Raw genomic sequence first — 13394 nt, forward strand, 5'->3', positions numbered from 1 at the left:
TAGCACAAGAATAAAAGGAATCAAAGAAGAAGATAACAGAGGCGCCACTATTTTTTTATTGTTTTTGATTATTTCCATTGATTTTTTTCCATATGTCGCTATTTTACAGTGGCATTTCAAGAGCTATAACTCATAAAATAAAAACATTATTTCCCTGAGCAAAAGCTGACTTCAGGAAAAATCAATTTTTCACTGCCAAAAGGAGGTATTTTAATGCGAGTTGCAAATCTATACAAAACCCAGACAAAACCGAGCCTTTCCTTTGAGTTTTTCCCACCCAGAGATGAAAACGCCGAAGAAGGTTTTTACACTGTTCTTGATGAACTTTCCACCCTGAACCCTGATTACATGTCCATGACATTTGGAGCAGGAGGTTCAACCCGTGAAGGCTCATATCAGGCTGTAAAAAAAATGATTGAGGAGAAAAAGCTGCCTACAGTTGCCTATCTTGCAGGTTTTGGCCTTGCTCCCCATGAAATAACTGAAATTCTGGATCGTTACAAAGATCTTGGGGTTGAAACAATCTTTATCATAAGGGGTGACGAACCCAGGAACAGTGATTTCAAACCACATCCTGAAAGTTTTAAATATGCTTCGGATATTCTTAAGTTTGTGAGCGGCAAATATGATTTTGATCTGGGCTGTGCAGGCTATCCGGAAGGCCACATAAACGCCCCAAGCCTTGAAAAAGATATTGAATATCTCAAGCTGAAACAGGATAATGGCGCTCAATACGTAATTGCACAATATTTTTATGATAACGAGTTTTTTTACTCCTACATTGACCGCTGCAGGGCAGCCGGAATAACAATTCCAATCATTCCTGGCATTATGCCCATATATACTGTAAAGTTAACCAAAATGCTCTGTAAACTCTGCGGCTCAACAATTCCTGCCGATCTGCAGGCTCGCCTTGATGCATTTCCGGAAAAACCAGATCCCAATGAAGTGGCAGCCCTTGGTGTTGATGTTGCCTTTGAACAGTGCCTGGATCTTCTGACACACGGAGTTGACGGACTTCATTTTTACACAATGGACAGATCACCTTCTGTAACCAAAATAATCCAGAAACTCAGGGAAAAGGGTTCTTTGACCTGAAAAAAGTTCCACCTGTGTAGCAACACCCCCTCTCCACTGATGGAGAGGGGAACAGACATGGCTGCAATGCACTCACCCCCAAATATGAAAAATATATCCATTTGATGGTAAAGAGATGAAAGGTAGCAAAAAAATGACCAACCAAGATATTCAAAATGAATTTTCAGAAGATCAGGGGCAAGCCCTTTTAAGGTTTGCAAGATTCACCATTGGCGAAAAATTGGGAATTACAGAGAAAAATCATGACCAGAAAGAGATTATCAAAAGCCTTGAAAATGAAATATTCAACAAAAATTCAGGGGTATTTGTAACTCTTAATATGGATGGAAATCTAAGGGGCTGTATAGGCTCACTGGAATCAAGGGAATCAGTAAAACAAGGAGTTGCAAGAAATGCTGTTAATGCAGCTTTTCATGACCCAAGATTTCCAAAACTTACAAAAGATGAATTCGCAAGGGTTCATATGGAGGTAAGCATCCTCTCAGAACCTTCACCTCTTGAATATACTGACAGCGAAGAGCTGCTTTCCAAATTAAAAGCCGGCATACATGGTGTAATTATAAAAAAAGGAGGGGCACAGGCAACATTTCTTCCCCAGGTATGGGAGCAACTGCCGGATAAGACATCTTTTATGTCACATCTTTGCAGGAAAGCCGGCCTTTATAGTGAAGAGTGGAAAAAAGGTAAACTTAAGGTGATGACCTATACTGTCCAATATTTTGAAGAAGGAGAATAGATATCACATATGAAAAAATAGGTTTAAAACCACATCATCAACTCATAAATCGGTTTTCAATATTTTCCATTTTTGAAAATAAACATATATGTTTAATTCCAAGGGATTTTAAGGCATAATTCATCGTCATCACAATCTTTATCTAAAAAATTTATTATGCCCTTTTTGATCTATGTCATTATCATGGCTTTGAATTTATGGATTTACCATGACTTTTTATCTATAGGGTTCCCAGAAAACAATTCTTTTTTTATATTTTCAATTATGTGGATAAGAAAAGAAATCTAAAGCAGAAGTGTCTCATCCTGTGCGACTTTGCGAATAAGCTCCTTGTAATCCAGAGCACCGTTACATCCTGGGGCAAACTCAAAAATCGTTTTTCCATATGAAGGAGCTTCACTGAAACTCTCGTTATAACGTATTGGCTTGCAAATGAACTGGCTGTAGAGCTGCTTGAGTTTTTTAAATATCTCCTGTGGATGTTTAACGCGAGTATCCATAAATGTAGGTACAATATACTTAAGGGAAACATCCTGACGATATTTATGAATGGAACTTAAGCTTTTCATGAATTCAGAAAGCCCCTGGAGAGACATAACCTGCAAGGCCACAGGAACAAGGATTTCGGTGGCATAAAAAAGAACATTAATGGTGAGCTGATCCCATCCTGGAGACGTGTCAATAATCACAAAATCATACTTGTGATCAACCTGACTCAATGCTTCAGACATTGTCCACTCTGCACCAAAGCTTTTTTTGTCAATGATACGCTTAACCCCGGCAAGAGATCTTCCACCGGCAAGAAGCCATAAATTCTTTCTGGCCTCTATTGTTGCCTCTTCTGCCGTAAGCTCCCCTGTAAGAAGCTCTGTCAATCCGGCACCTGGTTTTTTGCCAAGATTATACGCTGATTGTCCCTGGGTATCTGTATCAATAAGAAGCACTTTGTAACCAGCAAGTGCAAGTCCAGCACTTAAATTAACAGATGTGGTTGTTTTACCCACTCCTCCCTTACTTAAAGAGACAGATATCCTTCTTGTTGTTTCTGTCTTTTTTGCCGGCAGTTCTGGTTGCTGTTCCTGCAACTGTTCTGTCACAGAAGAAATTGCAGGCTGCTCTGCTGCCTTTTTTGCTTCAGGAAGAGGAGGAGTATTTGGTGAAGAAATGGGAGGAACCTTATTTTTCAGGAGCTCAGACTGTTTTTTGACTTCAGCCATGTCTGTTCCGGAATCTGGCATCAACTGTTGCAAAATCACAGGAAATTTATGTCCGCAGGCCTTGCACCTTGCTGCAATTCTCTTTCCTTCAGGAATATTGGCAATATTCACTCTGTGTTGTTTTGAGCACTTCGGGCAGACAATAACAGTCACTTGTCCTCCTTATTTCAAAGCTTTATCAATAAACATGGCAGGTTGCACATAAGATGGTTGAAGTTCCTCTTGCCTTGGAAAGTCAGACACACATCATGCAGCACTTGCACTCATTCACCGGTAACCTAATCAATGCTGTTGCTGTTTTTATCAGAATCATCCTGAGTATCACTGTTATCCTGAATATCATCACGTCCTTTATCCAGCATCTCTTTCTTCAGTGATTCGCAAACTCCAGCAAGCTGATTCTGAAAATCCTCTGCCTTAGTGAGATTAGTGTCTGACCATTTTACTCCAAAAAGCGGAGGCTCCCCCTTGATTGATGTGATGTGTACAATTTCACAGTCAACATCAGGAAAACGGCTATCTCCAAGCAGCAGTTCGCATCCGGCAAGAAGCATACCTCTGGCAAAGGAGTGGTCTTTTACCATCAATATACCGGCCCCTTTTGCATTAATATCTTCTATGGGAAATTTTGTACCATTTATGATGATTGCATATCTGTCTTTATCTCGTATGGGGATCCTGAAGGTCTTTCTTACCGCATCAGGGTCCTGATCATCATCTTCTTCAAGTTCCAGAATTTCAATGAATTCTTCCGTAAATTCATCCATGGCTTGTTCATTCATGATCATTCCCTTTTACAAATATTATTTTTTATCGGATAATATATCAACATAGAAATAAGCAGGCAAGAAAAAAAGCATCAAGAAAACTGCTTTTAATAAAATATTAAACAACACAAGCAGATTTTCTCATAAAAGTCAAAGGAACAATAGCCAATTATTCAAGAAAAAGATATTTTTTTAGGTAATCCTTCATATCATATTAACTCAAAATCGACTTCTTATTGCTTTTTCAGAAGTTCTTGCATTTGTCTGAATCAGGATAACCAGGATGGATAGGATGTTCAGGATAGATAATCTTGCCTTATCTTTGTTAATCTTGGGAATCCTGATTCAGACAGTGTTGACAAGGCTTACAAGATCATAGGTGTTGACTTTGAGTATTAAAAATACTTAACACTTCTTGGCATCCTTCATTTGAACCCAAAAATACTTTAAACTTTTTTGTGAGAGATTCCCGCCACACAGAATTTTCTATCCGGAAAGTGTAAACTGGGAAATGAAGCATGCCCACTTCTTTGATGAAAAATCCGGCATCATTCATATCAACTCAAAAATAGTTTATACTTTTCTAAAAACTCTGAACCATGATTAAAGGATTTAAGGATTAACACCATTAAAAATCAAGGTAATCCCTTAATCATGACAATCATGGTTCAAAAAAAGTATAACCCGGCAAATGAAAGATGCAAAAAATTCCGATTTTTTAACAAAACATACCCTCTCCTGTAATTGAGAGAGTGCATGATTAAAAAAATTACAAAAGGAGAATATAGTATTCCAGATAATTGAATTGGCAAGGCCAATGAAGGGGCAACCCTATGTGGTTGCCCTTCAAAGTTGAGATTAAAAAATATTTTTCTGGAAGTCTATATACTCAAAATCGACATCTTATTGCTTTTTCAGAAGTTATTGCATTTGTCTGAATCAGGATAACCAGGATAGATAGGATGTTCAAGATAGATAATCCTGCCTTATCCTGTTAATCTTGGGAATCCTGATTCAGACAGTGTTGACAAGGCTTACAAGATCATAGGTGTCGATTTTGAGTAGATAACTAACATGGCGATTCTCGCCACAATCCAAGGGATGAAAGTCGTCCTCAAAACAGAACGTAGAGACGTTGCATTGCAACGTCTTTCATATAAACGGCCATGGCAGAACCTTCTGCCTCAACGAAGCATGAAAGCCCCGCGCAACCAAAAACGGCGGGGACTTTCTTATAAACAGCCACGGCAAACATATTTGCCACAACGAAGCATGAAAGCCCCGCGCAACCAAAAACGGCGGGGACTTTCTTATAAACAGCCACGGCAAACATATTTGCCACAACGAAGCGTGAAAGTCCTGAAAACCTTTAACCACGGGGACTTTCTTATAAAGGCTTTCAAAAATATCAGAGAAGACCACTATAAAAATCATTGCCTTTGTCATCAACAATGATAAATGCCGGAAAGTTTTCAACTGTTATCATAAATACAGCTTCCATGCCAAGCTCTTCATACTCAACAAGTTCAACCTTCTTGATAAAATCCTTACCAAGCCTTGCAGCAGGACCTCCGGGAGATCCCAAGTAAAAACCGCCATAGGTCTTGCAGGCATCTGTTACCTGCTTTGAACGGTTACCCTTTGCAAGCATTATCATGGATGCCCCCTCTTTCTGGAACAGAGGGACATATGGATCCATTCTTCCGGCTGTTGTAGGACCAAATGAACCGGATGCTTCACCTTCAGGGGTTTTTGCAGGGCCTGCATAGTATATAATATGATTCTTTATGTAATCAGGAAGCCCTTTACCGCTTTCAAGGCGTTCATTGAATTTTGCATGGGCAATGTCTCTTGCAACAATAATGTTTCCTGAAAGCTCAAGCCTTGTAGCAACGGGATATTTGCTCAACTGAGTACGTATCTCATCCATTGGTCTGTCAAGATCAACCTTGACAGGTTCTGACATTTCAGGCTCTTTTGTAGGCAAATATTTTGAAGGATTCTCCTCAAGTTGCTCCAGAAAAAGCCCATTTTTTGTAATTTTTGCCTTGATCTGACGGTCAGCACTGCAACTCACTCCAATGCCCACGGGACACGATGCACCATGTCGGGGCAATCTTATCACCCTTACATCCAATGCAAAATGCTTGCCGCCAAACTGTGCCCCAAGGCCAAGTTTTGAAGCGCGCTCCATAACCTTTGCTTCAATACCCCTGTCCCTGAATGCATGACCTGTTATATCTCCTTCAGATGGAAGAGAATCCAGATAACGTGCAGATGCAAGCTTTACTGTTTTAAGATTTGTCTCGGCAGATGTGCCACCAATTACAAATGCAATATAATAGGGAGGACATGCAGCAGTACCAAGGGATTTCATCTTCTCGGTCATGAAATCAAGAAGAATCTCCTCAGAATTAAGTACAGCCTTGGTCATCTGGTACAAAAATGTTTTATTGGCAGAGCCACCCCCCTTTGCCATAAAAAGAAAGCGGTACTCATCACCTCCTGTGGCATAAAGATCAATCTGGGCAGGCAGATTGCATTTTGTGTTCTGCTCCTTGTACATGGTAAAAGGGGCATTCTGGGAATATCTCAGATAATTTTCCGTATATGCCTTAAAGACTCCCTTTGAAAGAGCCTCTTCATCATCTGCGCCTGTCCAGACCTGCTCTCCCTTTTTACCCATTACAATTGCTGTGCCTGTATCCTGGCACATTGGATAAAGTTTTTCTGCTGCAATAACCGCATTCTTGATAAGTTCAAGTGCAATGTAGCGGTCGTTATCGGAGCTTTCCGGATCATCCATTATTTTCTGAAGTTTTTCAAGATGTTCCGGACGATAAAGATGAGAAACATCCTTGAACGCTGCATTTGCAAGCAATGTAAGGGCTTCCGGTGCAACAACAAGCATCTCTTTGCCGCAAAATTCGGAAACACTTACATGATCAGATGATATTTTCCTGTATGTGGTATTATCATCTCCAAGTGGAAACATTGGTTTATAATTAAAATCACTCATTGATTCTTATCTCCTGAAAAACAAAGTGATTTTATCATCTCCAAGGGAAGAACCCAGGTTTATAAATAAAATCACTCATTGTTTTTTATCTCCTGAAAAGCAAAAAGGTGTGCCATTACCATAAAATGACGAAATATGGGCATCTTTCATATACAGCAAAATTAATTTACACTTTTTTGATGCAAAGTTCAAAAAAATGTAAACCGACAAATGAAAGATGCCCAGATAAGGATACCTAAATATAACGTACATGGCTGATGACCGCCACAATCGAAAAGTTGAAAGTCTTTATTAAAACAGCTACTTACTGAGACTTTCATATAACGGCCATGGCGGTATTACAGCCACAATCGAATGGATGAAAATTCCCAAACTACGGGGACTTTCATATAAAACATCCACTAAGGGAAAACAGCACACCAAACTAACGATTTTATTTCACCAGCGCCATTCTGCGTCTCAAATATGCAATCTGGGTCTGATGCGGAAGATCCTTTGGACAGTAATCCTGGCAACCCAGAAGGGTCATGCAGCCAAAAACACCATCATCATCGCCAATAATCTCATAGAACTCTTCATCAGATCGCTTATCCCTCGGATCAATTGCGTACCGTGCAAGGCGCATAAAACCAACTGCACTCAAAAAGCCTTCACGCATTCTTTTTGTGGCACATGCAGATACGCAGCAGCCGCACTCAACGCACCTTTCAAGTTCATAGATCTCATCTGCAACATCAGGATCCATTCTCTCTTCAAGGCGGTCAAGATCAACATTGTCTGCATACTGATCATGTATCCAGCTCTCAACCCTCTCACTCATGGCTCTCATGAATTTTCCGGTATTAACGGAAAGATCACCTATAAGCTCAAATCCAGGAAGTGGCAAAAGCTTTATCTCGCCTTCCGGGAACTTGGATGTAAGTGTACGGCACGCAAGATCTGGCTGGCCATTTATAATCATGGCACAGGAGCCGCAGATTCCGGCACGGCAGATAAAATCAAACTGCAAAGAGGGATCCTGATTTTCGCGGATATCGTTCAATGCAATGAAGATGGTCATTCCCGGAGCTTCCTTGACCTCATAGGTTTTCATGGTGGGAATGTCCCCCTTGATCTGGGGATTATATCTCAATATATGAAATTTAAGTATTCTTTCCTGGTCACTCATTATTTAAACCCCCTGCCGATTCTCTCGTTCTTGCCTCTGAATTTTTCAGGTATCTCTATTGGATTGAGAAGCTGCTGCAACTCAAACCTGTCTGCTGTTGGATGGGCTTTTTTGATCTCTTCAATTTCGGCCACACGTTTTTCAGTATCTGGATGGTGGATTGTGTTATCCACACCATATCCCCTTGAACCCGGAGGCATCTCCATCGTCATTACATCCAGCTCCTCGTATGAAACCTGGGGGAGATCCTCATTTTCATCCTTCCAGTATGTAAGGGTCCTCTTGAGCCAGTCACGATCATTTCTTTCCGGATAATCTTCCCGTGCATGGGCACCACGGCTCTCTTTTCTGAGCATCGCACCATAGGCAACACACTGGGCAAGACGAATCATCTTGGGAACTCTTATGGCTTCAACAAGTTCAGGATTTGATGAGCTTATCTTGTGTCTCAAGGCGATATTCTTTGATCTCTGATGCAGAACCTTAAGCTCTTCAACTGCCTGGGTAAGATCTGTCTCGTTTCTGAAAATTCCCACCTTATCCATCATGATCTGCTGCATCTCTTTTTTAAGTTCAAAGGGATTTTCACCTTTGTCCCGTTTCAGCAGAGTGGTTATTTTGCCCTCTTCGCGCTCCATGAAGTGTTCAATGAGCTTTGTGTCAATCTTAAGTGGATTTTTTTCGCAGTAATCTGCTACATATTCACCCACAATCATGCCGGCAACAACTGTCTCTGCAACAGAGTTTCCGCCAAGGCGGTTAAAACCGTGCATATCCCAGCATGCAGCTTCACCTGCTGAAAAAAGACCTTTAAGTGTGGGGCTTTCACCTGTTGAATTTGTACGCACTCCGCCCATGGAGTAGTGCTGGGTGGGTCTGACAGGGATATACTCTTTGACAGGATCAATGCCGAGGAAATATTCGCAGATCTCCTTGACTTCACGAAGGTTCTTTTCAATGTGCTTTCTGCCAAGAAGGGTGATATCAAGCCAGAGATGATCTCCATACCTTGATGGAACACCCTTGCCTTTTCTCATGTGTTCTGTCATGCGGCGTGATACTACGTCCCTTGATGCAAGCTCTTTTTTGCCAGGCTCGTAATCGGGCATGAAACGATAGCCATCCTTGTCAAGAAGAAGCCCTCCGTCACCACGGCAACCTTCAGTTGTAAGAATTCCCACAGGAACAATTGCTGTGGGATGAAACTGAACAGCTTCCATATTGCCAAGGGAAGCAACCCCTGTCTCTAAGGCAATGGCACATCCTATGCCCTCAGAGATAACAGCGTTTGTAGAAACAGAGTAAAGACGACCATATCCGCCTGTGGCAATGGTTGTGGTCTTTGAGACATAGGCTATGAGCTCACCTGTTATAAGGTCACGGACAATGGCACCATGGCAGATCCCATCCTCATGAATAAGGGCAATTGCCTCTTTTCTCTCATGCACTTGAATACCAAGCTGTATGGCCTTGTTATCCATTGCATAGAGCATTGTATGGCCTGTTCCATCAGAGGTAAAGCAGGTTCTCCATTTTTTGGTACCGCCAAAATCCCTTGCAGTAATAAGACCATGGGACTCATTTGGCTCTGTAATCGTCACTTTTTTACCATTTATAACAACTTCCCTGTCTCCACGTCTTACGCGGCTCCAGGGCACTCCCCAGGCTGCAAGCTGGCGGATTGCCTTTGGAGCTGTGTTGACAAACATCCTGGCCACATCCTGGTCACAGCCCCAGTCACTCCCCTTTACTGTATCTTCAAAATGGACTTCCTCGTTATCTCCCTCACCCTTGATGCTGGCTCCAAGGCTTGCCTGCATGCCGCCCTGGGCTGCTGCGGAGTGGGATCTTTTGGCCGGCATAAGGGAAAGAACAATACTGTCATAACCGCGCTGCCGGGCTGCAATGGCGACCCTTAATCCAGCCAGACCACCACCAATGATCAGTGAATCCGTATATACAACTTTCATTTATTACTCCTCGTGTGGTTATTTATTCATGTGCGGTTTCTTTGTTGGCTTCTTCTGCAGAAGCAGCATCTGATGAAGCTGTGTCTGCAACAGAAGATGATGAATCTTCTGCAGAAACTGTACTTTCCACTGAAGCGTGTGCGCCATAACGCTCTCCCACACGATCCCTGTGGTTAATACCTATAACCGAAAATACCAGCAATGCCAGAAGTCCCAGCGCAAGAAAAAATATGGTCAGGCGTTTTTTCAACAATTTCAGCTTCTCTCTTGACTCCACAGGATTGTCGCCGGCAAACCATCCCCATTTCATACAAAGACGGTAAAGGCCAATTGTTCCATGAAGCTCCACTGCAAAAAGCAGAATCAGATATAGTGGCCACATGCTGTGTGAAATAACCCTGTCAGCAGAAAGATAAGGGTCAATCTGACCAGGGTTGCTAAGCATCACAAAAAGATGCACTGAACCAAGGAAAAACATAATAAAAGCGGTCACAACCTGAATATACCACAGATTTGTATCTTCATGTTTCATCATACCCATCTGCTGCCTGAAAATGGCATGCTGTTTCCAGGATATGGGAAACTTTCTCACTCCAAGGGCAGCATGTATTATGAAGAGAGTCGAGACACCGGCCACAGCAAGAAAAACCGCCGCAGGAAATCCATGACCTGTGTCGGAAAGAAAAGAGAGCTCCATAAATTTTGCCACAAAATTAAAAGCACCCTTTCCAAGCAGAATACTTGCAACAAGCATCATGTGAACCCACATGAAAAGCCCCAGCACAAGACCTGTTCCGCTCTGAAGCAGATCAAGTCTGGCAGGAATCCTGCTCTTTTTAATCTTATCGTTTATTATCAAACGTTCCATTTATCCTCCTTGACAAACAAAAGAGTCCCTATTGAACCAAAAGGGTGCAGACTCCCCCGAACCTGCACCATATCACCTAAGCAAACGGGCATTATTGCATATCAATAACCCCAATGGGCGCGCTTCATGACCACTTTACACTTTCTGAAACAAAACTACGTTTTTCAGGGTGTTTTCCCCAAAAAAGAGTAAAGTACTTTTGTGGATATATGAAGGATGCCCTCCAAGGCATGAAAATAAGAGCCATTCTCACTGCAAAGGAAGATATTTTACAAATGGTTTCATTTCCACTGAAGACTATCTTCTGTCATCATAAATTTTGATGTTAAGTTAACACCTTGTTTTTTTACTCTCAGGGATTTAAGAATAAACCAATACCCTTTTAAAATCTCCCCTGTCGCTGCTCCATGAGTGGACAGAGGTGATCAGGGCAATTGTTTTTATTCCGAGTCTAAAATACCTTTTTTGAGATCTCGCCGATCTCGCCGAGGTTTTCACATACATGGATGCCATTTGCCTTCATGGCTTCCACCTTGGCCTGCCCTGTACCACTGCTGCCGCTTATGATGGCTCCTGCATGCCCCATCCGTCTTCCAGGAGGAGCGGTAAGTCCTGCAATGAACCCGACAACAGGTTTTGTTACATGGGCTTTGATATACTCAGCAGCCTTCTCTTCGGCATTTCCCCCGATCTCGCCAACCATGACAATCCCCCGGGTGTCTGGGTCTTTTTCAAAGGCTTCAAGTACATCAATAAAATTGGTACCATTTACTGGATCTCCGCCTATACCTATACAGGTGGTCTGCCCCAACCCCTGCTTTGTGAGCTGGTCAACAACCTCGTAGGTAAGGGTTCCGGATCTTGATACAACACCCACAGGCCCCCCGGCCATATGGATTTTGCCAGGCATGATTCCAATCTTACACTCCCCTGGCGTAATGATACCAGGGCAATTAGGTCCGATGAGACGACATTTTTTAGTGGCAAGAAAATGCTTTACCTTCAGCATATCCATCACAGGAATCCCTTCTGTGATTGCCACTATCATATCAACGCCTGCATCGGCTGCCTCCATGATGGCATCAGCACCAAAAGGAGGCGGCACAAAAATAAGGCTGGCATTGGCACCGGTTGCTTCAACAGCGTTTCGCACTGTATTGAAAACCGGAATTCCGTCCATATCCTGACCACCTTTGCCTGGAGTCACACCAGCCACAACATTTGTGCCATATTCCACACACTGTCTTGTATGAAACTGGCCTTCACGGCCAGTAATACCCTGTACAAGCAGTTTTGTCTCTTTGTTTACAAATATACTCACAACACCCTCCCCTTAAACGGCGGCTGCAACTTTGGCGGCTGCGTCCTTAAGATCAACTGCACTGGTGAGATTCAAGCCTGATTCAGCAAGAATCCGTTTACCCTCTTCCACATTGGTGCCTTCCATGCGAACCACAACCGGAATGTTAATACCGGTCTTTTTTGCAGCCTGCACAACACCTTCTGCAAAAACGTCACACCTCAGAATTCCGCCGAAGATATTGATAAGAACCGCCTTTACTTTCTGGTCCATAAGAATAATACGAAGGGCATTTTCAACCATCTCGGCTGTGGCTCCACCCCCTACATCCATGAAATTGGCAGGCTCAGCTCCGGCATTCTTGATTATATCCATGGTTGCCATGGCAAGGCCTGCTCCGTTAACGATATTTCCGACATTACCGTCAAGGTTGATGTAGTTGAGATTAAATTTTGAAGCTTCCACCTCCTGGGGATCCTCTTCGTCAAGATCACGCAAAGAGAGAAGATCCTTGTGGCGAAACATTGCATTGGAGTCAATATCCACCTTGGCATCCAGTGCAAGAACCTGATCATCCTCGGTGATAATAAGTGGATTTATCTCCACAAGGGAGCAGTCATTTTCAACAAAAAGGGTATAGAGCTGTTTGAGCATGGCCGAGAACTGTTTCATGGCTTTGGATGGAATGTCAAGCCCGAATGCAACATCCCGAAGCTGATAACCCTGGATTCCACAGAGAGGGTCAACATATACTTTTATAATTTTTTCAGGAGTTTTAGAAGCAACTGCCTCAATGTCCATACCACCTTCACGACTGGCCATGATGACTATGCAGGCACTTTCCCTGTCAACAAGGAGACTTAAGTAAAGTTCACTTGCAATCTTCTGTCCTGCTTCCACAAGAATCTTTTTTACCTCTTTACCCTCAGGCCCTGTCTGGTGGGTCACAAGGTTCATGCCCAGAATTTCATCAGTAAGGGTTCCAACTTCATCGTTAGATGCAGCAAGTTTTACCCCCCCGCCCTTTCCACGACCACCTGCGTGTATCTGAGCCTTGACAACCACGGGATAACCACCAAGACCGTCTGCAATCCCCTGTGCTTCATCCCTTGAGAATGCCACCTTTCCTTCAGGAACCGGTACACCGTATTTTCTGAAGATCTCTTTTGCCTGGTATTCATGTACTTTCATAACTCATCCTTAAAAAAGACTGAACGGACATGACTGCGATGCAGCCCCTCCCCAAAGAAA

11 protein-coding genes are annotated in these 13394 nt (G+C 42.6%); 2 read left to right on the plus strand and 9 right to left on the minus strand.

Annotated elements, in window-relative coordinates; all coding sequences use genetic code 11:
- Window positions 1-213 precede the first annotated feature (213 nt).
- Both MTBBW1_RS04625 and amrA read left to right on the plus strand, forming a co-directional pair.
- Window positions 214-1098, plus strand: a complete 885-nt coding sequence (locus tag MTBBW1_RS04625) for a methylenetetrahydrofolate reductase (RefSeq protein ID WP_080799909.1) — start codon at window positions 214-216, stop codon at window positions 1096-1098.
- A gap of 133 nt (window positions 1099-1231) precedes the next feature.
- The gene (gene amrA / locus MTBBW1_RS04630; RefSeq protein ID WP_080801076.1) at window positions 1232-1834 is read left to right on the plus strand and encodes an AmmeMemoRadiSam system protein A; all 603 of its coding nucleotides are present in this window, start codon (window positions 1232-1234) and stop codon (window positions 1832-1834) included.
- Between the two features lie 284 nt (window positions 1835-2118).
- Here amrA and MTBBW1_RS04635 read toward each other — a convergent pair whose 3' ends face one another.
- From MTBBW1_RS04635 to sucC, 9 genes are all read right to left on the minus strand, one after another.
- A complete protein-coding gene (locus tag MTBBW1_RS04635; protein WP_139786662.1) occupies window positions 2119-3204 on the minus strand; it encodes an AAA family ATPase in 1086 nt (361 codons plus the stop codon).
- Window positions 3205-3329: 125 nt separating this feature from the next.
- Window positions 3330-3833 (minus strand): hypothetical protein, encoded by a 504-nt coding sequence (locus tag MTBBW1_RS04640; protein WP_080799912.1) that lies wholly within the window; start codon window positions 3831-3833, stop codon window positions 3330-3332.
- Window positions 3834-4932: 1099 nt separating this feature from the next.
- Entirely contained in the window at window positions 4933-5160 is a 228-nt protein-coding gene (locus tag MTBBW1_RS04645) for a hypothetical protein (RefSeq protein ID WP_139786663.1), read from the minus strand.
- Between the two features lie 66 nt (window positions 5161-5226).
- On the minus strand, window positions 5227-6837 hold the full coding sequence (locus tag MTBBW1_RS04650) for a fumarate hydratase (RefSeq protein ID WP_080799918.1): 1611 nt from the start codon (window positions 6835-6837) through the stop codon (window positions 5227-5229).
- Window positions 6838-7270: 433 nt separating this feature from the next.
- Window positions 7271-8005 (minus strand): fumarate reductase iron-sulfur subunit, encoded by a 735-nt coding sequence (locus tag MTBBW1_RS04655; protein WP_080799921.1) that lies wholly within the window; start codon window positions 8003-8005, stop codon window positions 7271-7273.
- Window positions 8005-9975: a fumarate reductase flavoprotein subunit gene (locus tag MTBBW1_RS04660; protein WP_080799924.1), complete on the minus strand. Its 1971-nt coding sequence runs from the start codon at window positions 9973-9975 to the stop codon at window positions 8005-8007. The genes MTBBW1_RS04655 and MTBBW1_RS04660 overlap by 1 nt, the downstream gene beginning before the upstream one ends.
- Before the next feature lie 22 nt (window positions 9976-9997).
- Complete coding sequence (locus MTBBW1_RS04665; RefSeq protein WP_080799927.1) at window positions 9998-10843, minus strand: fumarate reductase cytochrome b subunit; 846 nt, start codon at window positions 10841-10843, stop codon at window positions 9998-10000.
- Between the two features lie 451 nt (window positions 10844-11294).
- Entirely contained in the window at window positions 11295-12164 is an 870-nt protein-coding gene (gene sucD / locus MTBBW1_RS04670; protein WP_080799930.1) for a succinate--CoA ligase subunit alpha, read from the minus strand.
- 12 nt (window positions 12165-12176) lie between these two features.
- Entirely contained in the window at window positions 12177-13334 is a 1158-nt protein-coding gene (gene sucC / locus MTBBW1_RS04675; RefSeq protein ID WP_080799933.1) for an ADP-forming succinate--CoA ligase subunit beta, read from the minus strand.
- Between the last annotated feature and the right edge of the window lie 60 nt (window positions 13335-13394).

The organism is Desulfamplus magnetovallimortis (genome assembly GCF_900170035.1).
Lineage (GTDB): Bacteria > Desulfobacterota > Desulfobacteria > Desulfobacterales > Desulfobacteraceae > Desulfamplus > Desulfamplus magnetovallimortis.

What these genes read in the sequence shown, in the direction of transcription:
- MTBBW1_RS04625 (WP_080799909.1), top strand. Translation starts at nt 214, where the DNA reads ATGCGAGTTGCAAATCTATACAAAACCCAGACAAAACCGAGCCTTTCC.
- amrA (WP_080801076.1), top strand. Translation starts at nt 1,232, where the DNA reads ATGACCAACCAAGATATTCAAAATGAATTTTCAGAAGATCAGGGGCAA.
- MTBBW1_RS04640 (WP_080799912.1), bottom strand. Translation starts at nt 3,833, where the DNA reads ATGAATGAACAAGCCATGGATGAATTTACGGAAGAATTCATTGAAATT.
- MTBBW1_RS04650 (WP_080799918.1), bottom strand. Translation starts at nt 6,837, where the DNA reads ATGAGTGATTTTAATTATAAACCAATGTTTCCACTTGGAGATGATAAT.
- MTBBW1_RS04655 (WP_080799921.1), bottom strand. Translation starts at nt 8,005, where the DNA reads ATGAGTGACCAGGAAAGAATACTTAAATTTCATATATTGAGATATAAT.
- MTBBW1_RS04660 (WP_080799924.1), bottom strand. Translation starts at nt 9,975, where the DNA reads ATGAAAGTTGTATATACGGATTCACTGATCATTGGTGGTGGTCTGGCT.
- MTBBW1_RS04665 (WP_080799927.1), bottom strand. Translation starts at nt 10,843, where the DNA reads ATGGAACGTTTGATAATAAACGATAAGATTAAAAAGAGCAGGATTCCT.
- sucC (WP_080799933.1), bottom strand. Translation starts at nt 13,334, where the DNA reads ATGAAAGTACATGAATACCAGGCAAAAGAGATCTTCAGAAAATACGGT.